Origin of the sequence: Paenarthrobacter ilicis (assembly GCF_016907545.1) — a bacterium.
In the GTDB taxonomy this organism is placed as follows: domain Bacteria; phylum Actinomycetota; class Actinomycetes; order Actinomycetales; family Micrococcaceae; genus Arthrobacter; species Arthrobacter ilicis.
On sequence record NZ_JAFBCD010000001.1, the window covers coordinates 243,570 to 269,915 of the forward strand.

Consider the following 26,346-nt stretch of genomic DNA (forward strand, 5'->3'; position numbering starts at 1 on the left):
CGTCAAAGGAGACACCCCCAATGAATCCCCTCATCAACTCGCTGATGGTCAGCGCCGCAGACGCGCCGGCCATCAAGCCCGCAGTGGAGCTGGGTACCCCGCTGCTCCTGACCATCGCAGCGGCGGGCATCGCCCTTCTGCTGGTGCTGATCATCCGCTTCAAGATCCAAGCTTTTGTTGCCTTGCTGGCCGTCAGCATCCTGGTGGGTGTAGCCGCCCAGATCCCGCTCAAGGACATCTTCACCGTGGTGACCAACGGCGTGGGAAGCACCATGGGCAAGGTGGCTTTGCTGATCGCCCTTGGCGCCATCCTGGGCCGGATGATTGAGGTGTCCGGTGGCGTCCAGTCCCTGGCCACCCACTTCACGGACAAGTTGGGTGCCAAGCGGGTAGCAGTGGCCCTGACGGCCGTGGGCTTCCTGGTGGCCATCCCCGTGTTCTTCGAGGTGGGCGTGATCGTCTTGGTGCCGATCGTCTATGCTTTCGCCAAGATCGCCAAGGTCCACCCCATCAAGTTCGGCCTCCCCATGGCGGGCATCATGCTGTCCATCCACGTTGCGGTGCCGCCGCACCCGGGCATTGTTGCCGGTGCCGGTGTGTTCGGTGCCGACATCGGGCTCATCACCATGATCTCCCTGATTATCTGCATCCCGCTGGGCTTCCTGTCCTACTGGGTTGCCAGCATTATGAACCGCAAGGAATACGAGCTCCTTCCCGGCGTGAAGCAGCAGGTGGAAGAATTCGGTTCCGATTCCCTGGTCCACGTGGGCCATGACGGTCCCGGCGCCCGCGCCATCGCTCCTCCCCGTCCGGGCCTGATCATGTTCCTGATCGCCGCCCCGATCGTTCAGATCCTCCTGGGTACGGTGGGCACGCTGACCATCCCCAAGGACAACTACTGGTTCGGCGTGGCCACTTTCATCGGCAACCCGTTCTTTGCCCTCCTGGTGGCCGTGGCCCTGTCCTTCTTCCTGCTGGCGGTCCGCCGCAACTGGTCGCTCAAGGAGACCGGCGAGATCTTCGAAGGCGCACTGCCTCCCATCGCATCCATCCTCATGGTGGTTGCAGCTGGTGGCGTCTTCGGTGAAGTCCTTCGCACCTCCGGCATTGGCGCCGCACTGTCCCACACCCTGGACAGCCTGGGGCTCCCGGTCATCGTGCTGGGCTTCATCATCTCCCTGGCACTCCGCGCCGCACAGGGTTCGGCAACCGTAGCTATTGTGACCACCACCGGCCTGCTCACGTCCGCCGTCATGGAAGGCGGCTACACGCCCGCCCAGATCGCAGTGATCGTGATCGCCATCGGCTTCGGCGCACTGGGCCTGTCACACGTGACCGACGCAGGCTTCTGGACAGTCATCCGCTACTACGGCCTCACAGTGTCCGACGGCCTCAAGACGTGGACCGTGCTCACCACCATCCTTGGCTTGGCCGGCTTTGTCCTCACCTACGTGGCCTGGATCCTTGTGGGAGGCCTGGCACACTGATGCGCACTTCCCTGGACTCCCTGGTCGGCTCTGCGCTGGCCTCCCGCTCCGCAGTTCCGGCTTTCACCTGCTACGACTTCACCACGGCTTTGGCAGTGGTGGCGGCCGCCGAGGAAGCGCGCTTGGGTGTGATCCTGCTGGTGGCACCCAAAACGGCGGCCACCTCCAACGGGCTCCGGCTCATTGCGGCCCTGCGCGGGTTGGCTGACTCTGCTGATGTGCCGGTGTCGGTCCAACTGGACCACGCCTCCGATCTGCAGATCATCCTGGATTCTGTGGCCGCCGGCGCGGACGCGGTCCTGGCTGACGGTTCGTCCTTGCCCTATGAGGACAACATCGCCCTGGTCCGCCAAGTCCGTGCCGCGCTGGACGCGGAAGGGGCTTCCGCCGTCGTGATCGAAGCGGAGCTTGGCGGCCTTGCGGGGGACGAGGACAAGGCGTTCGGTGCCGATGATTCAGCGCACGACGCCGGTACACCAGTTGCGGGGCTCACCAACCCTGCGCAGGTGGCTGACTTCGTGGAGCGAACGGGTGCGCAGCTACTGGCCATTGCCGTGGGAAACGTACACGGCAAGTACAAGGGGGAGCCCAATATCCGCTGGGACGTGCTGCAGGATGTTGCAGCCAAGACCGACGTGCCGTTGGTGCTCCACGGCGCATCCGGCATCCCCGCTGATGAGCTCGCCAAGGCACCATCCATGAACGTGGGCAAGGTGAACTTCAACACGGAGTTGCGCACCGGAATTCTGACCACTCTTGAGACTGAAACCTCCGCGCACCGCGCGGACGGGGAGAACCTCCAGGGATTGCTGGCCCGCTGGAACAGCTCGGCATCAACGTTTGCCGGGACCACGCTGGAGTTGCTCAGCGCAAATCACTGAGCGCGGCACCGGACCACGGGACAAGGGGAGGCTAGGATCGGAACATGATCCTGGCCTCCCTTATTTTCGCAGCGGTTGCCGCACTCCTCCACATCTATATCTTCACCATGGAGTCCATTAACTGGACCAAGCCCAAAACCTGGAAGACGTTCAACATCGCCTCCCAGGCTGACGCCGAAACCACCAAGCCGTTGGCCTACAACCAGGGTTTCTACAACCTGTTCCTGGCCCTTGGCGCGTTGATTGGAATCGTCGCGGTGGCTGCCGGTGCTCCGCAGGTGGGCTGGACGTTGATCTTCAGCTGCTGCGGCTCCATGCTTTTGGCTGCGCTGGTCCTGGCTGCCAGTGGCAAGAAGAACCTCAGGCCGGCGACTATCCAGGGCACGACGCCTCTCCTGGCCGTTCTGCTGGGCGTGTTGGCACTGACCTTGGCCTGATTCTCCGCGGGTTTCCCGCTGTTCCTTCGCTCACCCGCGATTCCGTCGCCGGCCCGCGACGGAATCGCGGGCCGGCAACGGAACAGCTTGGCCTAGGACTCCGGGGGACCGGACTGGGCCGCGGCCTCGTCCATCCAGAGCACTTCCCAGTGGTGGCCGTCCAGGTCCTTGAACGCACGGCTGTACATGAACCCGTGATCCTGGGCGTCGTAGGTCTCGGTTCCCCCTGCTTCAAGGGCCTTGGAGGCCACGGCATCCACGGCTTCACGGCTCTCGGCCGAGAGCGCCACGATCGCCGCGGTGGATGACTTGGTGTCCGCAATGGGATTCTTGGTGAATTCGCTGAACTTGGCGTGGGTCAGGAGCATCGCATAGATGGTGTCGCTGATGACCACGCAGGCCGCGGTTTCATCGGTGAAGTTGGGGTTGATGGAGTAGCCCAGCGCCGTGTAGAAGTTCTTCGAAGCCTCGAGGTTGCTCACGGGCAGGTTCACAAAAATGGAGGTTGTCATGGCTCCGATCATGCCGGTGAATGAGGACAACGTCCAGAGTCTCTTCTGGTAGACGGCCCACGTTGCCACCGCATGATTTACGTGCCAGTCTCAAGACATGACCGAGCATACGGATTCACTGGCAGACTCGTTCCGCCCCGGCGTCACCACCGTGCGTAATGACAAGTTTCACCGCTACGAGCTTCACGTGGACGGGGAGCTGGCAGTGATAGCCCAGTTCCTGGACAGGCCCGGCCACATCGACTTTGTTCACACGGAAACCAAGCCTCAGTTCACGGGCCAGGGGCTGGCGAAAGTCTTGGCCCATTTTGCCTTGGACGACGTCGTTGCCTCCGGGAAGCGCATCATCCCGCATTGCCCGTACATCGCGGCCTACCTCAAGAAGCACGAGGGTTATGAGCAGGATGTTGACTGGCCCGCGGAGAAGCCAGCCGCTCAGTAACGGATCCGGCCAGGAAGACCACTGCGTCCTGTTCGTCGCATATGGCTTTGCCGCGGCACGACCCAAGCACCTGCATTGCGCTGATGATGCTGCCGCCGTGAAGGTGGTCTGACTCGGTCACTTCGTAGGAAAACGTCCTGAGAACCGACTGTCCGGGTGCCAGGACCGCGATCCGGAGATCGGCTTCCGGCGGTGCAGAGCCGTAGCACAGCCGCTCCATTCCCTCGTTGGTGAGCGACCGCGGAACAAGCCGTATGTCCCGCACATGGCTGGTTGAATCGTTGAAGATCCACGCCGCAAACACCACGGTCTCCCCGGGACTTGCCACTGCTGCGTCGGCTGCATGGATGAGGACCAGGTGCCCGGAATTCTTATGGCGCGCCAGTATCCCGGACCGGCCACGTGCCCGCGGATGGTGGGAAGGCGGAAGCAGTTTCCGGGCGGCTTTCATCAGCCTGAAGGGGGTTCGGGGGCGCTGGTTTTTCACGAATCTCGCCTGGCTCCTGGGAAGGGTTGAGAGGGGTTCGACTTACTAGTGCCAGCTCTCACCCGAACGTGACGCGGGTGCCGGGCTTATCTACAGGGTTAAAGCGTTTGATTCAAGTCATACGCGATGTAATGTCACACTATTGTTTATGGATCAAGTAATGGTGGACGGTGGAGGCGGTCCGTCCCGGGCCGCTGCCATGGCTGCGGCCGGCGATCCCCGGATTATCGCCATGGTCCGGCAGGGCGACACGGAGGCCTTCGATGAGCTGTACCAGCGGCATCTCAGTGTGGCCGTTTATGTAGCCCGCTCCCAGACTGACAACCCCAGCGATGCCGATGACGTTGTGGCTGAATCCTTCGCTTCCATCTTCCAGCAGTTGATGGAGGGAAAGGGGCCGGATGAGTTCTTTCGGTCCTACCTCCTGACGGTGGTGCGGAGGACCGCCCACGACCGGAACCGCAAAGCCCGCCGGATGCCCACATCAGTGGACGACTCTGTGCTGGATTCCCCTGTCCTGGACCACGATCCGGTTCTCAGCGACCTCGAGTCGGGGATCATGGCCAAAGCCTTCAAATCCCTGCCGGAACGGTGGCAGGCCGTTTTGTGGCACTTGGATATTGAAGGCTTGAAGCCTGCAGCGGTGGCGCCCTTTGTGGGGCTCTCGCCCAACGGGGTATCCTCGCTGGCCATCCGTGCCCGCGAGGGATTGCGGCAAGCCTATCTGCAGCAGCACATTACCCGGACAGTGGATGAAGGCTGCGAGGAATACGCCAGCCAACTGGGCAAATATGCCCGCAACGCTTTGAAGCGAACATCCCAGGAGAAAGTGAGCGCCCACCTCGAGGGGTGTGCCAAATGCACTGCCCTGCTGATTGAGCTCAACGATGTCCAGGGCGGCATGAAGGCCATCCTGTTCCCGGTCATCACCGGCGTCACGTTCACGCCCGGCTTCCTCACCGCTGCCGGCCAGGGAACCCATGGCCCTGCGGTTGCTTCCAGCGCGGGACGTCCGGCCCCGCGGCGCGTGCAGGGTATTCCTGCCGGACGGGGGAGCATGGGTGGGGCGTGGAAGCTGACGATCGCCATAGTGGCAGCGGCCATGGCATTGGTGGCGGCCCTGGCGTGGGTCCTGCAACAGAACGCGGGATCCGGTGCGGGGAACAGCAACCCGGCAGCGAACAGCACCACCCAGTCCGCCGCAGGCAAGGATGCGCCGCCAGCTTCTGCCCAGGACCCCAATCCCGGCGGGGAAACTCCCGGATCGTCAACCTCCCCAAGCCCCGGAGGCAGTGCAGCCTCGGCTCCCGCTGATTCGGAGAAAGCACCCGGTACGACGGCGGGAGGTTCAGCCGCCGTCGGAGGTCCTCCGGGTTCCGCATCGCGGGGCGGTGTGGTTGTGGTGGACTCGGGCACCATAGTGTCCGCGCCGGAGCCCAAGGGTTCTGCAGGGGTGTCACCTTCCAGCAGCCCGGTCCGTGCGGACTTCTCGGCAGGAGAGGCTGCAGAAAGCGACCAGCGGGAGCTGAAAGTTCGGTTCAGCCTGGCGGGCGAAATGCCGCCGGGCCCTGCAACAGTGGATTTCAGCTTCCCGGACCAGACCACCTTCCGCGCAGGTGCCACCGTGCCGGGTGGGTGGACATGCGACGAAACTGAACGCGGGATCCGGTGCGCCACCGGTTCCTTGGAGCCGGGGGACCTGGAGTTCGCGTTCGGTGCTGTCCTGTCAGGGCCCGGCGAATGGGGAACATTGAACTACGTGTTCAGCGGTCAGAACATCACCTCAAGGTCGTTCACGAACCAGTTCAATTAGGGACCCAGGGGAGATCCGCAGCCCTCCCAAAGATTCTTTAAAACTTTTTCGATTTTTCGCGTCACGAATCGGTGCCTGCCCACACTATCCCAGTGAGGTTCCCTATGTTCGGTTCCTCGCTGTCATTTTCCGGGTAGTAACTGAAGGACCAGCGCACTGATGAACCACGCACACCTCCACCGATTCCTGACTGCCGCTCTGGCAGCCGTGGTGTTGTTCGCGGGCATCTGTATCAGTTCATCTGAGCCGGCATCGGCCACGCTCGCCGGTAGGCCTGGCCTGGTTCAGCCCGGCAACGTTGTGTACAGCGAGGACTTCTCCAGCCGGGATGCAACCGGCTCCGCCATCAGTCTCCTCGACTACGCCGGCGGCCCATCGGCTGCTTACGGAAGCTACGCCGCGGACGTTGCCTATACGCCGGCAGGCGGGCAATGCAACGGATGGATACTGAACTCCTTGAGCCCGCTTCCGCAGGCCGACACCGGGTGTGCGCGCAACCAGCCCGGAGGGTGGCAGCAGGTGCAGGCCATGGCAATCGCCCTGGGCCAAGCACAAGGGCAAAGCCCGGCTGAGGCAGCCCGCAACCAAGTCCTTTCTGAGTACACCAACCACGCCAGCGGGCAGATCGACCCAGGCATCCAATTCCGTACGCTGGCAAGCGGGGTGAAGGGCATAGCGGGGCATTACTATGCCGTGACCGCCTACTTTGCCCACGTGAACTGCTACGCCGCCCATGCGAAGGAAACCTTCAGCCTCCTGGTGGACGGATCGCCCCTGGTCCTCAGCGCCGGTCTGGATCCGTGCGGAACCAACACCAGTGGCGGCGGCACTGAGGTCCGCAAGCTTCAATCGGCCGCCTACCGGGTTCCGGCGGGTACTGCACCGTCGCTGGGTTTGGAGGTGCGGAATGAAGCCCACAGCGGAGCGGGCAACGATGTCGCCTTCGACGCAGCGCAGATCGTGGACGTCACACCCCAGCTGGACGTGGAATTCAGCCCCTCCCTCATTGGCCCCGGTGGCACCTCCACGGTGACCCTCACCGTGACCAACACCAGCGATCTGCTGGCCAAGAGCGACTGGTCCCTGGTGAACAACCTGCCGCCCGGCGTCGTGATTGCAGAATCGCCCTCCGTGGGCGGCACGTGCGCGCAGGGGACGGGAAGCGCTCCCTTGGTCATAGCGGCCCATGCGGGTGGAGGAGAGATTTCGGTGGCGGGAGGGGATCTCCTCCAAGGTATGGCGTCCTGCACCATCAGCGCTGAGGTCACGGCCGCTTCGGAGGGGACCTACGCCAACGGTCCGAGCACCATGGACACTTCCCTGAACCCGCCCACCAACTCAACCTTGACGGTTCGCGCCCCACGGCTGGAAATCAGCAGCCGCCTGAATGGCTCCAGGCTCAACGATGCCGATCAGTTCACTCCGCAAATTCGCAGTGACCAAGTCACCGGTGGTGTGGTCAGCAACAGCGCGCACTCGTCCACCACAGGTACGGGCGCGGCTGTGGGTGCAGGGTCCGGCACCACCGGCCAGTTCATCGCTGGTGCAGGCGCCACCTACTACGTCACCCAGGCGGCTTCCAACCCTTCCGGGTACAGCCGATCCATCACGTGTTCCGATGCCAGCGGGCTGCAGCCGGGCTTGCCCAGCGCTGTGGATTTCACAGGTTCCCTTGCCCTTGCTCCTGTGGCCGGCGCGGCTATCACGTGTGTCATCACCAACACGGCCACGGCAGTTCCGGCCCTGGAGCTCATCCAGTCCGCTGATGATTCCGCCCTTCAGTTTCCGGCGGCCGTGGGCAACCGCATCATCTTTTCCTTCACAGCCCGGAACACCGGCAACGTTGCGCTCAAAGGCGTTGCTGTCCAAGCAGTGATCCCGGGCCTCCCGGACCTGCACTATTCGTGGCCCGGAGTTACGGGAGAACTCTTACCTGGCCAGGCGGCGGTTGCCACGGCCGCTTACGCGGTGACGCAGGCAGATATCGACGCCGGACAGGTCACCGGCAGTTCGTCAGCGACCGGCACCCCGGTGGTGGGAAGTCCGTTGCTGCCGGTATCAGCCGAGTCAGTAACGGCACTGAGCCAATCTCCTGCCATGGCCTTCAGCAGTTCCGCAGATGGTCCGTCTTTGCAGTCGACTCTCGCGCCGGGAGAAGAGGTGAAGTACTGGTTCACCTCGGAGAACACGGGCAATGTGACCTTGACGGGCGTCACCATCACAGCGGGTCTGCCCGGGTTGTCCACACTGGACTATCACTGGCCCGGTGGTGCGGGAATCTTGTTGCCGGGCCAGGCCGTCACGGCTTCGGCCCTGTACGCGGTCACCCCCACCGACCTTGCCGCCGGCCGCCTCGGCTCCTGGGCAACTTCTGCAGCCGTTGCTCCCAACGGTGCTGCCATCCGCCCACCCAACGGGACCATGGATGTGCAGCTGGCCCCTGATTTCGGTATGGAAACATCCACCTCCACCGACGCTTCAGGGGTGGGCAAAATTGCGAAGCCGGGCGATGTCATCATCCACACTTTCACCCTGAAAAATACGGGCCCAGCGCCCCTGAACGATGTTGTTGTGAACGGCGGCGAGGCCACTTTCGCCTCCTTGGAGTACTCCTGGCGGGGTGTTCCGGGAACCCTCCTGCCAGGTGAATCCGTCACAGCCACAGCAACCTACACCCTCACCCAGGCTGATCTGGCGGCAGGAAGTGTGGCCATCGCCATAACTGCCAGTGCAAGGCCCGGCGGTGGCGAGGCTGTGACCACCAAGCCTGCCCGGATCACCATGACTTTCCCGCGCCCGGTACCGGAAAATCCCAGTGGACAACAGGGATTCCTGGCCATCACGGGAGCCATGATGGGCGTGCTTCCGATGGGATTGCTGATAGCCGGACTGGGCCTGGCTCTTTTGGTGATGGGCCGCCGGAAAGGTGCGCATAGGGGCGCGTAAAAGTTGCCCCACGGTGCGCCGCTCCGGTGTGCAAGCCTTCGCAGCCTGCTACAGGCCTTGGCCGGCCAGCGAATCCCGTCGCTTTTGCCACTGTGCGGCGTGCCAGAACAGCAGGGCTGCGGCAATAATCACTGCTGCCAGGATCGCGTAAGGCGCGTTGGACATCAGCAGGAAAGCCACGTGGGCAGACTCGGGCTGTGCGGTCAGGGAGGAGGTGCCGGCACCGAAGGCCCACAGGCCGAACCAACCCAGCCCGGCAACCAAGACCCACAGCGCCACCACGAACGGGTTTACTGCACGGTTCCGGTGCCCGGCCTGTCCGGACGGCCGCACCGTTTCCGGGCTTGGATGATGCGGGGCGACGGCCTCCACCGAGTTGCCGTCCTGGTCGATTTCCCGGAATCCCAGACGTTCGTGGACGTGGTCTTTCATGGCTCCCCAACCGCTGTGATCAATGGTTCCCTGCACTCTACTCCCACCACCTGCAACGCCGTCAGGAACGTCCGCGGGCGGGGGCGACGCAGCGACGGCGGGAATTGTCCCTGCAATCCGCCTTCCATGAAAGTCAATGACGCGCCGGACTGTTCCGATTTCCGCGAGAAACCGCCTTCAGGGCGAAATAGGTCACAAAAGTTTGACGGAAAGGGTTACCTAAGTAAGGCTTACCTTGCTAACAAGCGCCCCAACGCAATGGAAGGAAGCTGACGTGACGTCACCTGGTGTCGAAGAGCGGATTGCTCAGGAGCAGGATTTTGGCTCCAAAGTGGAGTTGGCCCTGGCTGCCACAAACCAATTGTTCAATGCGCGAAATTCGCCCAGCTACGTGGCGCAGGTTCTTCAAGGAGTCAATGCTGTCTCCACCAAGGTCCAGCGGACCGCCCGGCCGTTCACCGGCGTCGGACATGCGGAGCTGAAGGCCCGCGTTGGTGCCGTTGACCTGGATCGTCCCCTTCCCGACACCGCCGCGGCGTTGGAAGAACTGGACGATCTGTACCTCAAGGACGCCGTCTATTTCCACGATTCCCGCTATGCCGCGCACCTGAACTGCCCGGTTGTCATCCCGGCTCTGGTGGGTGAAGCCGTGCTTTCGGCAGTGAACTCCTCCATGGATACGTGGGACCAGAGTGCCGGCGCCACCATGATTGAGCGACGCCTGATCGACTGGACCACGGAACGCCTTGGTTTTGATGGGAACGCGGACGGGGTGTTCACCTCCGGTGGGAGCCAGTCCAACTTCCAGGCGCTGCTGATTGCACGGAACCATGCCGTGGCCCAGCTCCGCGTCGGGAATCCGGAAGCCCGCTTGCCGCACTTGCTGGACCGGCTCCGCATCTTCACCTCGGCGGACAGCCACTTCAGCATCCAGAAGTCGGCGTCCATGCTGGGCCTGGGATTTGACGCCGTGATCGCCATTCCCACCACGGCAGATCACCGCATGGATCCCGCCGCGCTGGCGGCGGCCTTGGCGGAAGCCCACGACGCCGGCCTTGTACCCATGGCCGTGGTGGCCACCGCCGGGACTACTGACTTCGGCTCGGTTGACCCGTTGTCCGAACTTTCCGCGTTGGCCCGCGCCTACGACTCCTGGCTCCATGTGGACGGCGCCTACGGTGGAGGGCTGATTGTCTCGAACAACCACCGGCACCTGCTCCAGGGAATCCACAATGCGGACTCCGTGACCATCGACTTCCACAAGACGTTCTTCCAGCCGGTCAGTTCCAGTGCGGTCCTGGTGCGCAACGGCTCCATGATGCGGCACGTGACCTATTACGCCGACTACCTGAACCCGGAGAGTGCCGCCAAGGCGGAAATCCCCAACCAGGTGGACAAAAGCATCCAGACCACCCGGCGGTTCGACGCGCTGAAGTTGTGGCTCACCCTGAGGATCATGGGTGCGGAAGCGATCGGTGCCTTGTTTGACGAGGCCATTGACCTCACCGCACGCGTTGGTTCCTTGCTGGCCGAGGATCCCGATTTCGAACTTGCGGCAGCGCCGCAGCTGAGCACGTTGGTGTTCCGTTTCCGTCCCGCCGTTGACGGCATGGCCTTGGGTGACGACGCCGCTGATGCCATCAACCCGGCCATCCGTGCCGCCATTTTCGCTTCGGGTGAGGCAGTCATCGCCGGCACCAAAGTGGGCGGACGCCACTACCTCAAATTCACCCTCCTCAATGCCGAGGCCTCCCTGGGGGACATCCAGGAAATCATTGAACTCATCCGCACTGCAGGCGCAAGCCTGTTGGGCAACACCACGGAGGCAGCAGCGTGAGCACCCCGAACAATGGCAGGATTTACGACGTTGCGGGCATCGGCGTCGGACCCTTCAACCTGGGCCTGGCCGCACTGAGCGAGCCGCTGGAGAACCTGGATTGCGTGTTCGTTGACCGCCGGGACTCTTTCGACTGGCACCCCGGCATGATGCTGGAGCCGGCGCACCTGCAGGTCCCGTTCATGGCGGACCTCGTCACCCTGGCTGACCCGACGTCGCCGTTCTCTTTCCTGAACTTCCTGAAGCAGACGGGCCGGTTGTACCGCTTCTATATCCGGGAGAACTTCTACCCGCTGCGTGCCGAGTACAACCAGTACTGCCAGTGGGTGGCAGGCCAGCTTGAGTCTGTTCGTTTTAGCACGGATGTGCTTGATGTGACGTACGACGACGGTGTGTACCACCTTTCGGTGCAGGGCCCCGCTGGCGCTGAGGTGCTTCGCGCCCGCAGGCTGGTCCTGGGCACGGGCACTTCCCCCTACGTGCCGGACTCCTGTGCGGGAATTGTGGAGGCCGGGGGACTGGTCCTCCACAACGCCGACTACCTGTCGAGGAAGAGTGAGCTGCAGGCCAAGCGGAGCATCACCATCGTGGGCAGCGGCCAGAGCGCGGCGGAGCTTTACTACGAACTCCTTCAGGAAATCGACGTCTACGGCTACCAGCTCAACTGGGTGACCCGCTCCGGCCGCTTCTTCCCGCTTGAGTACACCAAGCTCACGCTTGAAATGACCTCGCCGGAGTACGTGGACTACTTCCACTCGCTCCCGGGTGAGCAGCGGGATTCCCTGATCAAGAGCCAGAAGAACCTCTACAAGGGCATCAACTCGGACCTGATCGACGACATCTACGATCTCCTGTACACCAAGAGCCTCTCCGGGATGGTGGACACCCAGCTGCACACCCACTCATCCCTGACGGCAGCCTCGTGGGACGAGGCTTCGGCCACCCACACGCTCCAGCTTCACCACGAAGAGCACGGCCGGGACTACACCCTGGAGTCTGAAGCCGTGGTTCTCGCGACCGGGTACAGCTACAAGGAGCCCGCCTTCCTGGCAGGCATCCAGGACCGTATCCGCCGCGACGCCAAGGGCCGCTTCGAGGTAGAGCGCAACTACGGGACCGGAGTGGAACCCGGCGAGATCTTCGTCCAGAACGCGGAGCTGCACACGCATGGCTTCGTCACCCCGGACCTCGGCATGGCTGCCTACCGCAATTCCTGCATCCTGCGGGAAATCACCGGCCGCGAGGTCTACCCGATCGAGCGCAGCATCGCGTTCCAGCAGTTCGGCGCGCCCGCACCGGTGCCTGCCTCCGTTCCGGAAACCGCAGGGGCAACCGTATGAGCTTCACGTTCCGGCCCGTCGATCCTGGAGCGGACGCACCTGTCCTCCACAGCTGGGTGAGCCAAGAGTACGCCCGCTTCTGGGGCATGGTCTCGGCCACTGAGCAGGACGTTGTGGAGGAGTACACGCGCATCGCGGATTCCGCCCACCACCAGGCGTTTCTAGGGCTCGACGACGGCGTTCCCGCCTTCCTAATGGAGCGGTACCGTCCTGAGTCCTCGCCGTTGGCGGACGTCTATGAGGTCCAGTCCGGGGATGTTGGCATGCACCTTCTGGTGTCTCCACCCTCCGGTGGCCCGCAGCCAGGGTTCACCACCGCCGTCATGCAGTCCGTCATGGCGGAGCTGTTCGACGACCCCGCAACCCGGCGGATCGTGGTCGAGCCCGATGCCCGCAACCACAAGATCCATGTCTTGAACCAGAAAGTGGGTTTCCGCCCGCAGCGGGTGGTGACACTTCCCGGCGTCGATCCTGCCGAAGACCATAAGGAAGCTCTGCTGAGCTTCTGCACCCGCGAGGATTTCCTCGCCACCCTGACCCCGATTCTGGCCGCGCCCGCCGCGGCGACCAGAGGAGATTCCCTGTGACCACCACTGCCCAGCACACCACCGACGCTGCTGTTGATACTGTGCAGCACCTGACCCCGGAACGATGGGCCGCTGCAAACCGGCACTTGGTCCGCAAGGCGATCGCCGAGTTCTCGCACGAGCGCATCCTGGTTCCGGAGCTGATCCGCCATGAGGGTGCCGGCGTCGGGCTTTACAAGGTTGTGAGCGATGACGACGCTACGGAATACCGCTTCCGCGCCCGGGTCCTGCAGCTTGATCACTGGTCCGTAGCCGGGGAATCCATCGCTCGCTTGCGTGGGGGCGAGGAATTGCCCATTGACGCCTTGGACTTCATCGCCGAGTTCCACCAGGCACTGGCCATCCGGATGGAAATGCTGCCGGTGTACCTGGAGGAGATCAGCAGCACGCTGGCGAGCCACGCGTACAAGCAGGGCAAGCCCTTCAGCTCAGCTGAGTTGGCAGCGGGCATCACCGGTGGGGCTGACCGGGCCGCTGACTTCCAAGCCATTGAGCACAGCATGACCGAGGGGCACCCCTGTTTCGTGGCCAACAACGGCCGGCTGGGGTTCGGGATTGCCGATTACCACGCGTTCGCGCCGGAGACAGGTGCCACCGTGAAGCTGCAGTGGATCGCTGTCCACCGCAGCAAGGCCGTCTTCACGTCCATCGCCGGGCTGGATTACAGGACCCACTTCGAGGCTGAACTTGGGTCCGCCACCCTTGCGTGGTTCCAGGCGGAACTGTCAGCGTCCGGACTTGATCCTGAGGAATACCTGCTGATGCCGGTTCACCCGTGGCAGTGGGACAACAAGCTCACGGTGACGTTCGCGGCAGAAATCGCCCAGCGCCACATCGTGAACCTGGGCACGGGCGAAGATTCGTATCAGGCGCAGCAGTCGATCCGCACGTTCTTCAACACCGACCACCCGGAGAAGGCGTACGTCAAAACGGCCATGTCCGTGCTGAACATGGGCTTCATGCGTGGCCTGTCTCCGCAGTACATGAAGGCCACGCCTGCCATCAACGATTGGTTGCAGGAATTAATCGGTAATGACCAGGAGCTCCAGAACCGGGGCCTGGCCATGATCCGTGAAACCGCGGCCATCGGCTATCGCAACCACTACTACGAGGCCGCTTCGGCCAAGGGTTCGCCCTACCGCAAAATGCTCTCGGCACTGTGGAGGGAAAGTCCGCTGCCGCTTCTCAAGGACGGGCAGCAGCTGGCCACCATGGCGTCGTTGCTGCACGTTGATGGCACCGGGAAGTCCGTGGTGTCCGCGCTGATGGAACGCTCCGGACTGGCACCCACCGAGTGGTTGCGCCGCTACTTCGAGGCGTACCTCGTCCCGCTGGTCCATTGCCTCTACCAGTACGAGCTCGCATTTATGCCGCACGGCGAAAACGTCATCCTGATCCTCGAGGACGGCTTTCCGATCCGCGCCATCATGAAGGACATTGCAGAGGAAATCGTGGTCATGGGGGACAGGCTGGAGCTGCCGGAGGAGGTCTCCCGCATCAAAGCCGAGATCCCGGCTGAAGAAATGGTGCTGGCCATCTTCACCGACGTTTTCGACTGCATCTTCCGTTTCCTCGCGGCCATCCTGGTAGAGGACGGAACCATGCGCGAGGACGAGTTCTGGGGGACCGCTGCCTCCGTGCTGCGCGAGTATCAGCAGCGCCACCCGGAGCTCGCGGACCAGTTCGCCATGCACGATCTGTTCGCTGCGGACTTTGAGTTGTCCTGCCTTAACCGGCTGCAGCTGCGGAACAACCAGCAGATGCTGGACATCTCGGATCCCTCCGGAGGGCTCCAGATGGCGGGCCGCTTGGCCAACCCCTTGGCCAGGTTCGCCTGAACCGCTGCAACAACCGGCATGACGCGGAAAGCCCGGGCGGCAACAACCACCGCTTCAACTTCGCCACAGCCGCGCCCGCATCAGCGCGCGGCTGTGGCGCGGATGCTCTCCGAACCTGCCGCGGGCCTGTTCCACCAGTCGGTGCCTGAAAGACCGCAGGGATGGTCATGGGTGTGATGGAACTGCGGCGCCTGGGCATGGTTAGCAAGCCCGCCGTCATCGTCCCGAACCACGTGCACTCCGGCATGGCAGGGCAGGTCGCCTCGGCAGTCAATCGAGGTCTGGCTTAGCGTCAACGTAAAGAAAAGCACGGCCCCCGTTGGCGAGATCCGCAAAAGAACCCCCGTACAAGAAATGAGCATCAAACAGAGATTCTGGTACGTGAACCACCCGGCTGAATACGGAGTACCTAGCGACGACGAGCTGAGCTGGGACGGCGCTGTCATGGACGGCCCCTTGCGGGACGCGCTCATGGCTGCAATGGGCGGCCCAAGCGGCGCTGGCAAGGGAGGGGGGAAGCTAGGGAATACGGGTGGAGCAGGGAAACCGATGCCTGGCGCTTCTTCCGTCGATTCCGTCCTCAAAACCTGAAAGATGGCCGACCAACAGGAAATAAGCGCGTAGAAAGCGAGGCCGAACTTAAAGCTGTTTACGAAAGTCTCATTCCGGGCTCAACACCTATTCCCGGACGGTCCGACTACCCTGGTACTTGGGTTCTGCGCTCGGATGGAGTAGAGATAGGCCTTTGGAGCGAGTCCAGGACCGGGGGACTCCGCTATAGAGATAAAGGTTCCCGGCCAAAAAACGACGAAGGTGCACATTGGACCTTGAGCAGTGGTTTGAGATGCGTACTCTATCTGAAGACATTCTTGCTAGAGCAGTTGACGATTGGGTCACGCCCTCTGAGGTAATTGCAGTGTGTCATCGTAGAGACCTGGGAAGCCAAGATGACGTTCGTGATCTTGCTCTTGGCCTGATCGCCCGCTTGATAGCAACGGGCCTGCTTGTGCCAGGTGATATCCGAGAGAAGGGGCACCTGCCTTGGGAATGCACGCCAGGCGAGGCCATCGTCCGCATAATCGGTGAATGGTCAGCATTTCCGGATACAGAAATGCTGAGGTCCGGCGACATAGTGTGGCTTGACGCCACACCTGAGGGGGAGCGTATCGGGGAAGCAGTTCTGCTTCGTGAGCGCCCCGCCTACTTGAAGCACATACAAGCAACAGAGAAGAGAATCGCTGCAGGGGAAAAGGACAGAGAGTCCTAAAACTAGCCCTGAAGTCAATTCGCTCGCAGGAGGGACTCCCCGGAAGAAGTCGAGTCCTACCTCGAAATCCTGGTGAACCCCTCCTTGCCGGGAAGGTATAGACCGGAGGGGCTGAGACCCCGTAATGCGACGAGCCCGTTGGAAGGCGGCGGACACCAGGAAGCCGGAGAACTGCTCGCTTGGCCGGCGCTGCGGGGAAGTGGACTTATGTGTGGGGTGAGGTCCGCATGACGGCAACATAACCGCCACGACGCCATCTCAATAATGGGTTCTTTGCTGAGAAACCTGGCCTCCAAGTTTCGCTGGCAATCGCCGTTCTCATGCTGCTCTTTGTACTGAACAGTGCGCGTGTAGCGCAGTCGTGGTTCGTTGACGTTCTGGGCATCCACATGCTGGTTTCCATCGCCCTTGTTGTCGTACTGATCAACTGGTGTGCTACCAAGGAGCGCGCGGAACGACGAGCCGGTTACACCACTCTTCGTCGTGGTGACAAGATGCTCTTCCAAAAAGACCTCTACATGAGGCGAGTCATCCGGCTGGCCTGCGCAGACTCAATCGATCGTCAGCGCTTCTCGGAGATCCTGGACAAAGCCAAGGATGAAGCGGGCGAACCCAGAGCTTTATAGCGCGTCCGCCATTTCGCCCCCTTAATCCAACCCCGCGAACGCTGTTCCAGTGACGGATAAACTAGGTGAAACTCAACGGGAGAAACTGGATGGCGAACGCCGCAAGCTTGGAGCAGGCAGCAAGAGCCCAGCGCCCATTAGTGGCCGGTCTCACGGCCTACGTCACACGGACGTGGCAGAGGCGGGCTGCTGCCGTCGCAGTTTTCTTCGCTCTATGCATCTTTTTTCTGAGCATGGCTGGTATCAAGAACTAGCTATATATGAACACCGTCTTGGTCCTTCTCGGCGTGTCAACGCTGGGGCTCTTGGGGATGATGACCTGGTGCGGTTTCAGGGAGGGGGCCGAGAAAAGGGCTGGCTACACAACACTTCCTGACGGTTATAAGAGACTTCTGCAACGCGACCCCTACATGGGTCACGTCATCCGGTTACCGGGCGCCGACTACCTCTCTTCGAAGCGCTTCAGGGAAATCATCGAAAAGACCAAGGTCGAGGCGAGCAAAGTGCGCGATTCTGCATCTCAACGTGAGTGGCTCTGAAGTTCCCGGTAGACGGTGGTGCGGAAGATGCCGAACAGTTCCGCCAGCTCCGCTTGGGTATGCTCCCCAGCATCATGGAGCGACAAAAGGTGCTTCCGTTGGGTCATGGACAGTTTTGGTTTATTGCCCTTGAGCCGGCCCTTGGCTTTCGCGACAGCCATTCCTTCACGGGTGCCCATGCGTATCAGATCCGCTTCGAACTCCGCCACCATCCCCAAGACCTTGAACAGCAACAGCCCGACCGGGTTAGTCGGGTCATGAGTGCTGCCGCCAAGACTCAGAACAACACCTTGTTGGTGAGCTCGTCAGCGATGTCGCGGGCATCAGCAAGAGAGCGCGCCAGACGATCAAGCTTGGTCACCACCAACGTGTCACCGGCCCGGCACGCAGCCATCGCTTCCCGCAACCCCGGACGCACCCGGATGGTGCCCGTCAGACCGTGATCAACGAAGATCTGTTCCTCCTTCACACCCAGGCCGAGAAGGGCATTGCGTTGGGCCGTCAGGTCCTGATCACTGGTCGACACCCTGGCATAGCCGATCTTCGTTCCATTCACCCCACCCTTGTTGCAGTAAAACCCCCGTCAACGTGCACATCATCGTACGGGTCATACGTACATAGCCGGGGCCTGTGACTTGCGGCGATAAGTAGCGGCATTTTTGCGGCGCTATTTGGCGCATCCCATAGCTCGAACGGATGCTTCCTACAACATCCGGTCAGCTTCAGCCGCTGCTGCCGCTGCCTTGCGGACTGCCACCTTCCATCCCCACACGAGGTGCTTAGTACCCACCTCAAAGTCCCGGTAGTTTGAAGCGTGGACGGTCGGCATGAGTGGGCTGTTTGCGACCACTTGCAGATTTCCCTCCGTGAAAAGCTCAATCCGTGTGAGCGCTTGCTCAGTGACTGCGAGACCCATCACATCTCGTTCCGTCGGTGGCTTCGCCCCACTCCAGGGCAGTGGCCCAACTATGAAGGTGGATCGTGCACCGACTCCTTCGCGCTTAGTCTCAACGACCTGAAGGCAGGCCCAACGCTCTCCCTCACAAGGAACAGCAATGATGTCGCCCTGCTCCAAGCGTCTACTGGTTTTTGGACTGAAGGGGAACTGGCGATTGGTCATGTCAAAAGTGTCTCAAGACGACACAAGACGGTAGGCCAAGCAAGAGGATCCTTCATCGGACGGCCGAAGCCATCGTCTATATTCGGCACGTGATGGGCGGCCAGCTCTAAACGACTATCTGCCACGTCTCGAACGCAGAAGTGCGCGTGCCTCCTTGCCCACTGTGGGGTGGTCTCGAAGTGCTTCCACAGTTGATCGCCCTTCCGCGCCTCCGACCTTGAGCAGTGCTCGGACGAAGTGAACACGCGTTGGTGCACGGGATTCGTCCTGAAGTAAGTCGGTCAGCTCCTTAAGCTGGGCTCGTGTGGCAGCAGCGGCCAGAGCAAGGGCCAGGCCCTCTTTCTCGCCCGGATTCTCAGCTCTGAGATAAAAGAGTCTTTAGCTGGTCCCAAAATGCGACGGCCGGATTGACCGCCATCGCCCGTCCCAGACTTTCCATTACCTGATCCGGGTACCCTCCACGATCAAGGTAACCAAGGAGTACCGGCAACGCGTTGCCGTAGGGCTCCGTTGTATTGGCCAGGTCCCACACGGAGGTCACGTCACACCCCACGGCTCGAAGATCTCTAACGATCGGCTGTTCAGCGCTACGGAGGGCTTGGGCGCGCTCACGGCGCGCGGCTGCTACGGCCTCGACCTTGCCCCGGTACTCCGGGTCTTCCCGAAGCAGCCGAAGTTTGAGTTCAGCCAGCTCGTCGGCCGTCATTGACCCCCTGGACGGCGTGGAAGGAGTCAATGGATCGGCCTAAACGCAGTAATGAAAGGACTCATATTCCAATCATGGCTTAGACGCCTCCGGAGTGTCCGGTGAGGGGTCCCTCAACGGACGGCGAGCTATCTAGCTCGGGGTGGATCTACTGCTTGACCTCCTACACCGCCGGCCAACGCGCGCCGGCTGCGGAGCAGTATTAGAACCTGAGAAGTACATGCCGTTATCAATGCCGCTATGGTGCCCGCTATGGCACCTATCCATGGGCCGATGAAGAATCCAATTCCCCGCAGGTCTAAACCGCGTCCTTCTGAAAGGCCTGGCACATACGGGGGTGGAACGATGGACATAATCGGCCACGCAATCAGGCGACCGCCAAACAACGCGTAGAAAATGCAGCAGCTGATGCCCAGGACCAAGTACTTGGGCTGCCATCTGGTAGCCCATTTCCTGTGAGCCGCGATTCCAATTGTGACCAAGAGCAAGGCCGGGGCAACCGCTAGAACCCAGAAACATACAAGCTCAAACTTGTCGTAATCCACGCTTTTCCCCCGGACATCCCCGTGCCCCGCTTGGTGCACCCAATCAGTGCGGGTATCGAAGTCAAGACGTCTTGTGGTCGTGGTGCAGGCTTTCATAATTCGCGCCGGGGTTCGACTTGGGACCTGGACGAGATGCCAGATAGCTGCTGGAACGAGCAAGATCCCTAGCACCAGTGGGGATGCCTTCCGCGATGATTGCTTCATCTATTTCCGCTGCAGCGGCTGTGGCATCGGCGTTTGGCACGCCTGTCGCCCTGTCCACATCGTCGGCGTGCCATCGTGGTCGCGACAGCGGCATTCACCACCCGCGACGTGGGCTGATCACGGGGCGCTGAACGATAGAGTCGGCTCATTAGTGGGCTTCCCGGGGCTGCCAAGACTTGTGGCGGCTGTAGATGTACCTAGATTCAGAAGTTTTTCGATATTCCCGTTACAGTTTGTTCGCTGCCGGACATTAACAGGGCATGAGCTTGCAAACAATGGGGGAACGCGTGGATCTGGAGAGGGAACAACGGTTCCTAGCCGCTCACGCGGCGGCCCATGACAGCATTTACCGCTATCTCAGACGCAGGACGGACGGCGCCGCCACCGCGGAGGATCTGTGCGCCGAGGTTTTCAGGATTGTCTGGGAGAAGTCCGGATACGGCGATGACCTTTCGGCGGTCGTACTTTTCGGGGTAGCCAAGAACGTCCTCCGAAACCATGACAGGTCCGTATCCCGTTCTGCCGGGCTCTTCATGGCTCTGCGGTTAGAGCGCAGTTATGGAACACCAGCTGAAGAATCCGCCGTCCTGGATGCAATCGAGCTTCTTGCCCCGAAGGAGCGGGAGGTCATACTGCTGACGTACTGGGACGGACTCACTGCCGTTGAAGTATCCCAACTCCTCAATCTGTCGGCGACTGCCGTTCGAATGCGCCTACACCGGGCACGGAAAGAACTAGGCCGAAAACTTCAAATGGAAACAGTGTCAGAAGGAGCACCAGAATGAGTCACAACCGCTCTGCTGTCGACCTGCTTTCGGCCGCTGATCCTGCGCTCATGATCACCGAGGAGGAGCTGAACCGCAGTCGCCAGCGGTCGATGTCGTTCATCAATTCGGAGGCCACTCACATCGCCGTCGGTGGATCCATCCACGACTTCCACCGGATGCCTACCAAACGCCGCTGGGGGCGTTTCGCAGTCGCCGGGCTTGCCGCAGCGGCAGTCGCAGCGAGTGTACTGGTCGGCTCGACTCTGGCGTCGCGTCCGGACGACACCGCTGCGGTTCCGACCAGCGAAGCAGTCACCCCGACGGCGACACCCACCGGTTCTGGAGAATCTTCCCTGGCGGGGGCCACTGTTACCGATTCTTTTGGCAACGTCGATTACTACACCACAGTCCCCGGTGACACGACAGCGGCGGTGGCCGCATACTTCCGCATCAACGAAAAGAAACTCGCTGAGTTCAATGGGATCCAACCGGGCAGCACGTTGGTGCCCAACACTACGCTTCGACTAATCCCTGCCCCGGGTCCGCTCACCGGGGCAAAAGGGACGGCTGCCCTGGATGCGAACGGCATACCCACTAGTTACACAATCGAGCCCGGTGACACCCTTGCCGGGATCACTTACCGGTTTGGAATCACGCAAGAACAATTGGCCGAGGCAAACAAGGTCGCATTCACCTACGAGAAGGGCAACGTCTTCTTTATCCGGGCCGGGAACCACATCCAGCTCCAGAAAAACCCTGTGGATAGCAGATCCGGCCAAGGAACGAGCATCAAGAATTCATTCGGCCAAACCATTTTCTACACCACGGTCGACGGTGACTCTTTCGATAGCCTTGGCTATAAATTCCGGTGCACCACGGACCAGTTGCTCCGGTGGAATCCGACCTTGACCGATGGTCGGCCCATCCCCGCGGGGACCAAGGTCAGGCTCATGCCCGGCGAAGTCACCATCGATGGCGCCCATGGCACTTTCACCATCGACGCCGACGGGATTCCCTTGACCTACACCACTGCGCCCGGGGACACAGAGCGCCAGATCGCTTTCCGCTTCGGAGTGCCTGAGATCGCGGATCTATCATCGGCGAACCGCCCGCTGACCGGCACCGGCCGCGTCTGGTACGCCTTCTCAGACCTGTCAGCCGGGGAACTGGTCCCCGGCCAGACAATCAGCCTCAACCTGACCAAACCAATCCACGAATGATTCTTGGAGAGTCTCGCCGCGCCACGATGGATGGGGTTCATCTACCCCTTCGTCTCCGAGCTTTCCGGTGAGGGTACGACAAAACGGACGCGGTGCATCGCTCTGATAGACGATCCGGTGTCTTGTAAACCAAAAGCTTTTCAAGACACAGGCGTCGCGGCTTGAAGGGTCAAAGCAATCGCTGTCGTGCCGGGCCGCCCTGTGTCTCGGAAAGATGTCTCATCGTGAATCGTCTCAAGTGGGTGCTGACTAGGGGTTTCTGAGGCTCAATGGCTGAGTGAGACATCTCGGGTATACGCGTGTGAGTACGTCGGGCCAGGACGCGAAGTTGCAGCTCGATGCACTGGTCGACGCCGGGGTGCAGAAGCGTGACGTGTTCGCCGACGTAACCTCCGGAAGCAAGGTAGCTATTGAGCGGCCCGGGATGAAGAAGCTTCTTGCGTATGTGGAGCCGGGCGATACCGTCGTGGTCTGGCGGGTGGACAGGCTCGGCCGGTCCTTGATTGACGTTTTGAACACGGTGAACCTGCTGCGGGAACGCGGCGTGCAGCTGAGGTCCATCTCGGATGGAATTGACCCCGCAACAACGTCGGGCCGTCTGATGCTGAACATGCTCGGGGACTGCCCCCGGTTTTGTTGACTCCTTGACCTAGCGAGCTTGTGCTCGTGGAAGGATGTTGACCATGCCCACGGCTTATGGGGCGGAGTTCCGCCAGGATGTTATTGATGTGGCCCGCAAGGGCGAGGCGCCGCTGGCGCAGATAGCGAAGGATTTCGGGCTTTCGGTCACGACGCTCAAGCGCTGGATTGCCATCGCCGACCGTAAGGAATCCGGGGCCGGCCCGGCGGCGACGGAGTCGGCCGAAATGCGGGAGCTGAAGAAGCGGAACCGCCTGTTGGAGCAGGAGAACGAGATTCTGCGCCGGGCCGCGGCCTATCTGGCCAGGGACATAAACCCAAAATGATCTACCCGCTGGTCACGGATCTTGCCGCCGACGGTGTTCCCGTGGCGGTGACCTGCAGGGTGTTGGGATTCAGCAAGCAAGGCTATTACCGGTGGAAGGCGAACCCGGTGACCGAACGGGACTGGATCGATGCGCACCTCGTCAACGCCGCCCGGGACATTCACGCCGAGGATCCTGCGTTCGGGTACCGGTTCATCGCCGATGAGCTCCCGGAGAAGGGCATCGAGGCGGGTGAGAACAGGGTCCAGCGCCTGTGCAGGGACCACGGCATCTGGTCAGTGTTCTCGAAGAAGCGGGGCCTGAACCGGAAGCCGGGGCCACCGGTCCACGACGACCTGGTGGAGCGGGACTTCACCGCCGCCGCCCCCAACGAGCTGTGGCTGACGGACATCACCGAACACCCCACTGCCGAGGGGAAGCTTTACCTCTGCGCGGTGAAGGACGTCTACTCCGGAAGGATCGTCGGCTACTCGATGGACTCGCGGATGAAGTCCTCGCTTGCCGTCGCCGCCTTGGAGAACGCGGTGCGGGCGCGCCGCCCGGCAGGGACAGTGGTGCACTCGGATCGAGGGCCCCAGTTCCGGTCCCGTCGATTCGTCGAATCACTCCGGCACAACGGGCTCACCGGATCGATGGGCAGGGTCGGGGCGTGCGCGGACAATGCCGCGATGGAATCGTTCTTCTCGCTGCTGCAGAAGAACGTACTGGACCGTCAGCGGTGGCTCACCAGGCAGGACCTCCGGCTGGCCATCACGACTTGGATCGAAAGGACCTACCACCGCCGGCGACGGCAAAGACGGCTAGGAAAACTCACGCCCATCGAATATGAAACAATCAACCGGACCGCGCTCACTGCGGCCTAAGACCCCGAGTCAACAAAAGCCGGGGCAGTCCCTATCCATATTTTGCTTTCGGAATCCAGTCAATGACGCGGGATCCCAGACGCCGCGCGCATGACAAGCGCCCTTTTTGAGTTCGTGCTAGCCTCCCTCGTTCAACACAAGATTTGATTTTGGGGGTTTTATGAATAGCTCAGCGTCGGCAATCGGATCCGGTCGGATGAAAATTACGCGTCCGGTAACGCTGTTGGTAGCAGCGCTTCTCTCGCTGGTCTTTGTGATCATGGCGTCAACAGCGGCTCAGGCTTACACCCGCCGCTATCACGCTGATTTCAACTACGCGAACCAAGTTCGTGGCAGTGGTTTCATTGACTACTTGTCGGGCGGGAGAACCCATGTCGGGTACACGCCGCCCCTGGGGTTCCAGTCCTGATCCTATGGGGGAACGTACAACTATGCCAATGGCAACTCCTACATGACAGGTGGCGCCCAGGGCGAAGCCTGGTCCAACTACACCCATGATCCGTACCGTTATGGCGAGAGTAAGTGCTGGTGGAACACCTCTTACCCCGAAGCCCGACATAACCCGCAACTTCTTTGCGAGCAATACATTGGCTAGTCAGAAATCAGAATTCCCTGGGGGACACAATGAAGTTTTCTAAAACATCTGCCGCACTCTTCACCATTGGAACCGCTGCGGTTGTCAGCATCGGCGTCGGGGTTTCCCCGGCGCTTGCCGGCGAGCAGCGGAGCATCGCAGGAACAGACCTCGTACCTGTTCTCGCCACCGCGCAGATCGATGCGGACTTGGCGTCTGCCGACAAATTGGGCAAAGCAATCCTCGCCCATGTGGACAAAGACTCCGTCCGGGTAATAGCGGTTGATGACAAGGCAATATATTCATCTGCTCTGGATCACTCTGGCCGTGAAGTTTGCCTCATCGTCCAAACAAACACCGCGAACAATGCGAGCACAGCATCGTGCATCGCCGTTGAAAAGTTTGTGCACAGCGGTCTGACGACCATGGCATCGGGCGAGGACCCTGATTCGAAAGTCGTTGCTCATCTTGTGCCGGCAGACGTTGATACCAGCGCCCTGATGCCTGTAACTGCAAAACGCTCAGCCGCGACGCCCAACCAGTCGCGCTCAGAGGGAACAGGGCAGCTTGTTCTCCAGCGCCCCAATGACGGACTCCCGGCTGTCAGCGTCCTTCCCGTCGAAGGCAAAGAGGACACTTTCACGCTCGTGAAGTTCCCGGAATAGGAATCAAATGGCTCTCCGAACACTACTATCCAGCCTCACCAGCCTGGCCGCCCTCACCATCGTTGGGTACGTCGGCATATTCATCGAAGCCAGCCGAGGGGGCTTCATCGTTGACCTTCTAGGTAGACCAACGGCCGGCGTACCACCGCGTTTCCCATGGGAGCTCCAATTTGTCATCGTAGCTATCAGCTTCACAGCCGTCCTCTTGATACGCCAGATCCTCAGTGGCCTCACCGGGCTCGGCAGAGTCATCGCCACCCTCGTTCCTGCTGCGCTTCTGATCGTGTCCTATGCCATCGGAGCGACGGCCGAAGGCGGCGAAGCCCTGGTGGGCAACGTTCTGCTCAGAAGCTACATCGGTGGCTCACAATCGCAGATGGTGCTCCTCGCAGTAGGGGCGCTCTTGGTAGCGTCTCTGAGCTCCACGAAACGAGTAACGCCAACGTCTGAGAAGACATTGGTCTCCTCTCCGGAATGATCATCCGGCGCAGGTAGAACCAAAGCGTTTGGGTCAAAAGAGAGAGCCCGTACCCCTTTCGGGGTACGGGCTTTCTCTTTTCGATTCAGGGGCCGGGGAGGAACCGAAGGCGAGGGTAACGGCTGGCAATCCGGCTCAATGCCGGCCCCGGACTGCAGCTGCATACGGAAGGAAAGCAGGACGCCGGGAGGTTACTACAGGCCACGCGAAGGTCAAGAAGTCACATGAGCTGAAAGCTAGCGACCTTAAGCCATCGGAGATTGGGCATCGGAAAGATCATCGGTTCCAGTCGTGGATCGTATACCGGTATCTGAGCATGTACTTTCGAGGCCAAAGGGCAGACCTCCGGGCCCAACTTCATTCAAGAAGGGCTTTGCGTCCCTCCTCGGTGAGGTGTGAGACGAATGCCGAGCAGGCCACGAGTGCATACTTGGCAAGAGCCTTGTCGGCTTTCCAGACATAATGGCTTGATGGGGTATTCAGAAGTTGTAGCCACAGCAGCTTTTCTACTGGCACTCTTTGTAGCTTGGCGGACGTGGCGCTGGGATAGAGCGGTCATCACGGTCTCGGGCACGCAATGGCTGGGTGGTCTTGGAACGGCCGAAACCGACAAAACTTCCTTTAGCGTTGAGGTCTCCAACACGGGCAATCATGCCACTCAGATTTTGTCTGCTTTTTGGCAGATCGATGGCAGCAACCCATCTGTTCGGACGATACCGGCCTCTCACGGAGGAGGAGGTGTGGAGGCGCTTTTCGAGCCCCCTAGTT

At 61.3% G+C, this 26,346-nt stretch carries 22 protein-coding genes and 2 pseudogenes; 19 read left to right on the forward strand and 5 right to left on the reverse strand.

Annotation, left to right across the window (positions count from 1 at the left end; genetic code table 11):
* Positions 1-20 precede the first annotated feature (20 nt).
* The 3 genes from JOE60_RS01190 to JOE60_RS01200 are packed head-to-tail and all read left to right on the forward strand — an operon-like array spanning position 21 to position 2,805.
* Positions 21-1,487 (forward strand): GntP family transporter, encoded by a 1,467-nt coding sequence (locus JOE60_RS01190; protein ID WP_167269129.1) that lies wholly within the window; start codon positions 21-23, stop codon positions 1,485-1,487.
* Positions 1,487-2,368, forward strand: a complete 882-nt coding sequence (locus tag JOE60_RS01195) for a class II fructose-bisphosphate aldolase (protein WP_167269127.1) — start codon at positions 1,487-1,489, stop codon at positions 2,366-2,368. The genes JOE60_RS01190 and JOE60_RS01195 overlap by 1 nt, the downstream gene beginning before the upstream one ends.
* Positions 2,369-2,412: 44 nt before the next feature.
* Complete coding sequence (locus tag JOE60_RS01200) at positions 2,413-2,805, forward strand: DUF1304 domain-containing protein (protein ID WP_167269125.1); 393 nt, start codon at positions 2,413-2,415, stop codon at positions 2,803-2,805.
* 92 nt (positions 2,806-2,897) lie between these two features.
* On the opposite strand, the gene JOE60_RS01205 is transcribed toward JOE60_RS01200, so the two are convergent.
* Entirely contained in the window at positions 2,898-3,317 is a 420-nt protein-coding gene (locus tag JOE60_RS01205) for a VOC family protein (RefSeq protein WP_167269303.1), read from the reverse strand.
* A gap of 97 nt (positions 3,318-3,414) precedes the next feature.
* Between JOE60_RS01205 and JOE60_RS01210 the strand changes: the two genes are divergently transcribed.
* The 3 genes from JOE60_RS01210 to JOE60_RS01220 all read left to right on the forward strand — a co-directional run bounded on the left by JOE60_RS01210 (position 3,415) and on the right by JOE60_RS01220 (position 9,005).
* Positions 3,415-3,759, forward strand: coding sequence for a GNAT family N-acetyltransferase (locus tag JOE60_RS01210; RefSeq protein ID WP_167269123.1), 345 nt, complete (start codon positions 3,415-3,417; stop codon positions 3,757-3,759).
* A gap of 635 nt (positions 3,760-4,394) precedes the next feature.
* Positions 4,395-6,059, forward strand: coding sequence for a sigma-70 family RNA polymerase sigma factor (locus JOE60_RS01215; RefSeq protein ID WP_167269121.1), 1,665 nt, complete (start codon positions 4,395-4,397; stop codon positions 6,057-6,059).
* Between the two features lie 159 nt (positions 6,060-6,218).
* A complete protein-coding gene (locus JOE60_RS01220; RefSeq protein WP_167269119.1) occupies positions 6,219-9,005 on the forward strand; it encodes a DUF7507 domain-containing protein in 2,787 nt (928 codons plus the stop codon).
* A gap of 48 nt (positions 9,006-9,053) precedes the next feature.
* Here the strand turns inward: JOE60_RS01220 and JOE60_RS01225 are convergent, their stop codons facing one another.
* Positions 9,054-9,473 carry a hypothetical protein gene (locus tag JOE60_RS01225; RefSeq protein WP_338112594.1) on the reverse strand — a complete coding sequence of 140 codons (420 nt, stop codon included), beginning with the start codon at positions 9,471-9,473 and terminating at the stop codon, positions 9,054-9,056.
* Positions 9,474-9,711: 238 nt separating this feature from the next.
* Between JOE60_RS01225 and JOE60_RS01230 the strand changes: the two genes are divergently transcribed.
* The 7 genes from JOE60_RS01230 to JOE60_RS01260 all read left to right on the forward strand — a co-directional run bounded on the left by JOE60_RS01230 (position 9,712) and on the right by JOE60_RS01260 (position 17,471).
* Positions 9,712-11,274 carry a pyridoxal-dependent decarboxylase gene (locus tag JOE60_RS01230; RefSeq protein WP_167269117.1) on the forward strand — a complete coding sequence of 521 codons (1,563 nt, stop codon included), beginning with the start codon at positions 9,712-9,714 and terminating at the stop codon, positions 11,272-11,274.
* The gene (locus JOE60_RS01235; protein WP_167269115.1) at positions 11,271-12,614 is read left to right on the forward strand and encodes a SidA/IucD/PvdA family monooxygenase; all 1,344 of its coding nucleotides are present in this window, start codon (positions 11,271-11,273) and stop codon (positions 12,612-12,614) included. Before JOE60_RS01230 ends, JOE60_RS01235 begins: the two co-directional genes overlap by 4 nt.
* Positions 12,611-13,201 (forward strand): GNAT family N-acetyltransferase, encoded by a 591-nt coding sequence (locus JOE60_RS01240; RefSeq protein ID WP_167269112.1) that lies wholly within the window; start codon positions 12,611-12,613, stop codon positions 13,199-13,201. The genes JOE60_RS01235 and JOE60_RS01240 overlap by 4 nt, the downstream gene beginning before the upstream one ends.
* Positions 13,198-15,039: an IucA/IucC family protein gene (locus JOE60_RS01245; protein ID WP_167269109.1), complete on the forward strand. Its 1,842-nt coding sequence runs from the start codon at positions 13,198-13,200 to the stop codon at positions 15,037-15,039. The genes JOE60_RS01240 and JOE60_RS01245 overlap by 4 nt, the downstream gene beginning before the upstream one ends.
* An 820-nt stretch (positions 15,040-15,859) precedes the next feature.
* Positions 15,860-16,306: a hypothetical protein gene (locus JOE60_RS01250; protein WP_167269106.1), complete on the forward strand. Its 447-nt coding sequence runs from the start codon at positions 15,860-15,862 to the stop codon at positions 16,304-16,306.
* 320 nt (positions 16,307-16,626) lie between these two features.
* On the forward strand, positions 16,627-16,932 hold the full coding sequence (locus JOE60_RS01255; RefSeq protein WP_167269103.1) for a hypothetical protein: 306 nt from the start codon (positions 16,627-16,629) through the stop codon (positions 16,930-16,932).
* 260 nt (positions 16,933-17,192) lie between these two features.
* Positions 17,193-17,471, forward strand: a complete 279-nt coding sequence (locus JOE60_RS01260; RefSeq protein ID WP_167269101.1) for a hypothetical protein — start codon at positions 17,193-17,195, stop codon at positions 17,469-17,471.
* Here the strand turns inward: JOE60_RS01260 and JOE60_RS01265 are convergent.
* From JOE60_RS01265 to JOE60_RS18250, 3 genes and pseudogenes are all read right to left on the reverse strand, one after another.
* Positions 17,453-18,027, reverse strand: a pseudogene (locus JOE60_RS01265) (recombinase family protein). The gene JOE60_RS01260 and the pseudogene JOE60_RS01265 sit on opposite strands and share 19 nt — an antisense overlap.
* A 147-nt stretch (positions 18,028-18,174) precedes the next feature.
* On the reverse strand, positions 18,175-18,300 hold the full coding sequence (locus JOE60_RS18445) for a hypothetical protein (RefSeq protein ID WP_275588119.1): 126 nt from the start codon (positions 18,298-18,300) through the stop codon (positions 18,175-18,177).
* 646 nt (positions 18,301-18,946) lie between these two features.
* Complete coding sequence (locus JOE60_RS18250) at positions 18,947-19,297, reverse strand: hypothetical protein (protein WP_239528783.1); 351 nt, start codon at positions 19,295-19,297, stop codon at positions 18,947-18,949.
* Between the two features lie 1,024 nt (positions 19,298-20,321).
* On the opposite strand from JOE60_RS18250, the gene JOE60_RS18555 reads away from it, so the two are divergent.
* The 6 genes and pseudogenes from JOE60_RS18555 to JOE60_RS01300 all read left to right on the forward strand — a co-directional run bounded on the left by JOE60_RS18555 (position 20,322) and on the right by JOE60_RS01300 (position 25,578).
* Positions 20,322-20,831, forward strand: coding sequence for an RNA polymerase sigma factor (locus JOE60_RS18555; protein ID WP_167269098.1), 510 nt, complete (start codon positions 20,322-20,324; stop codon positions 20,829-20,831).
* Positions 20,828-22,033 carry a LysM peptidoglycan-binding domain-containing protein gene (locus tag JOE60_RS01280; protein ID WP_167269095.1) on the forward strand — a complete coding sequence of 402 codons (1,206 nt, stop codon included), beginning with the start codon at positions 20,828-20,830 and terminating at the stop codon, positions 22,031-22,033. Before JOE60_RS18555 ends, JOE60_RS01280 begins: the two co-directional genes overlap by 4 nt.
* A gap of 277 nt (positions 22,034-22,310) precedes the next feature.
* Positions 22,311-22,649, forward strand: a pseudogene (locus tag JOE60_RS01285) (recombinase family protein); the annotation flags it as partial.
* Positions 22,650-22,716: 67 nt separating this feature from the next.
* Positions 22,717-23,861 (forward strand): IS3 family transposase gene (locus JOE60_RS01290; RefSeq protein WP_204814805.1). Its coding sequence is split into 2 segments (ribosomal slippage): positions 22,717-22,993 and positions 22,993-23,861, totalling 1,146 coding nucleotides; the frame shifts between segments, so codons are not numbered across the junction.
* A gap of 624 nt (positions 23,862-24,485) precedes the next feature.
* Entirely contained in the window at positions 24,486-25,100 is a 615-nt protein-coding gene (locus JOE60_RS01295) for a hypothetical protein (protein WP_167265668.1), read from the forward strand.
* Between the two features lie 205 nt (positions 25,101-25,305).
* Positions 25,306-25,578 carry a hypothetical protein gene (locus JOE60_RS01300; RefSeq protein ID WP_204814806.1) on the forward strand — a complete coding sequence of 91 codons (273 nt, stop codon included), beginning with the start codon at positions 25,306-25,308 and terminating at the stop codon, positions 25,576-25,578.
* Positions 25,579-26,346 lie beyond the last annotated feature (768 nt).

What these genes read in the sequence shown, in the direction of transcription:
- JOE60_RS01210 (WP_167269123.1), top strand. Translation starts at nt 3,415, where the DNA reads ATGACCGAGCATACGGATTCACTGGCAGACTCGTTCCGCCCCGGCGTC.
- JOE60_RS01240 (WP_167269112.1), top strand. Translation starts at nt 12,611, where the DNA reads ATGAGCTTCACGTTCCGGCCCGTCGATCCTGGAGCGGACGCACCTGTC.
- JOE60_RS01205 (WP_167269303.1), bottom strand. Translation starts at nt 3,317, where the DNA reads ATGACAACCTCCATTTTTGTGAACCTGCCCGTGAGCAACCTCGAGGCT.
- JOE60_RS18250 (WP_239528783.1), bottom strand. Translation starts at nt 19,297, where the DNA reads ATGACGGCCGACGAGCTGGCTGAACTCAAACTTCGGCTGCTTCGGGAA.
- JOE60_RS01195 (WP_167269127.1), top strand. Translation starts at nt 1,487, where the DNA reads ATGCGCACTTCCCTGGACTCCCTGGTCGGCTCTGCGCTGGCCTCCCGC.
- JOE60_RS01200 (WP_167269125.1), top strand. Translation starts at nt 2,413, where the DNA reads ATGATCCTGGCCTCCCTTATTTTCGCAGCGGTTGCCGCACTCCTCCAC.
- JOE60_RS01280 (WP_167269095.1), top strand. Translation starts at nt 20,828, where the DNA reads ATGAGTCACAACCGCTCTGCTGTCGACCTGCTTTCGGCCGCTGATCCT.
- JOE60_RS01295 (WP_167265668.1), top strand. Translation starts at nt 24,486, where the DNA reads ATGAAGTTTTCTAAAACATCTGCCGCACTCTTCACCATTGGAACCGCT.
- JOE60_RS18555 (WP_167269098.1), top strand. Translation starts at nt 20,322, where the DNA reads ATGGGGGAACGCGTGGATCTGGAGAGGGAACAACGGTTCCTAGCCGCT.
- JOE60_RS18445 (WP_275588119.1), bottom strand. Translation starts at nt 18,300, where the DNA reads ATGCCGACCGTCCACGCTTCAAACTACCGGGACTTTGAGGTGGGTACT.
- JOE60_RS01255 (WP_167269103.1), top strand. Translation starts at nt 16,627, where the DNA reads ATGCTGCTCTTTGTACTGAACAGTGCGCGTGTAGCGCAGTCGTGGTTC.
- JOE60_RS01215 (WP_167269121.1), top strand. Translation starts at nt 4,395, where the DNA reads ATGGATCAAGTAATGGTGGACGGTGGAGGCGGTCCGTCCCGGGCCGCT.
- JOE60_RS01260 (WP_167269101.1), top strand. Translation starts at nt 17,193, where the DNA reads ATGAACACCGTCTTGGTCCTTCTCGGCGTGTCAACGCTGGGGCTCTTG.
- JOE60_RS01220 (WP_167269119.1), top strand. Translation starts at nt 6,219, where the DNA reads ATGAACCACGCACACCTCCACCGATTCCTGACTGCCGCTCTGGCAGCC.
- JOE60_RS01190 (WP_167269129.1), top strand. Translation starts at nt 21, where the DNA reads ATGAATCCCCTCATCAACTCGCTGATGGTCAGCGCCGCAGACGCGCCG.